The 613-nt window shown below is 60.0% G+C and carries 1 protein-coding gene; it reads left to right on the forward strand.

All coding sequences use genetic code 11. The annotated features are described in order from the left end of the window. Positions 1 to 13 precede the first annotated feature (13 nt). The coding region (locus tag Q0835_RS30060; RefSeq protein ID WP_298967172.1) for an IS5 family transposase at positions 14 to 613 on the forward strand (600 nt) is incomplete at its 3' end.

The following is a 613-nucleotide window of genomic DNA, read 5'->3' on the forward strand; positions in this document are numbered from 1 at the left end:
CGAGCGACTGTCGATGCCTTACAAATTCAATGATGCCCGTCGCGACAAGTTCCCGAAGGCAAGATATGCGGTGGCAAACTGGTCGGAGTACAACGAGGCTTTGCGGGCGCGTGGCGATGTTACGATCTGGCTTGAGCACGGTGCTGCGGGAAAATGGCGGGCGCCGAAGCGAAAGGGGCGCGGCGGTCAGCCGACATATTCCGACTTTGCGATTGAGGCCTGCCGGACGCTGGGGCTGATCTTTCACCAACCGTTGCGGCAAACGCAGGGTTTCGTCCGGTCGCTTCTGAAACTGATGGGGCTCGACTTGCCGGAGCCGGATTTCTCGACACTGTCGCGCCGGGCAATTGGCCTTTCGGTCGTGGATGACGGGCTGAAACCGTCCTGCCCGATTACACTGATCGTGGACAGCACGGGCCTGAAGATCCATCGCGGCTCAGGCTGGCAGGAAGAAAAGCATGGCTCCGGAAAGACCCGTAAATCCTGGCGAAAACTGCACATCGGATATGATCCTGATAGTGGCGAGATCGTCGCCTCTATGCTGACCACAGACCAGGTCGGCGACGAAACCGCGTTGCCCGAGCTCATCGCGGGGATCGACAACCCGGTGGGG

The sequence above is a fragment of the uncultured Roseibium sp. genome (assembly GCF_947499295.1).
In the GTDB taxonomy this organism is placed as follows: domain Bacteria; phylum Pseudomonadota; class Alphaproteobacteria; order Rhizobiales; family Stappiaceae; genus Roseibium.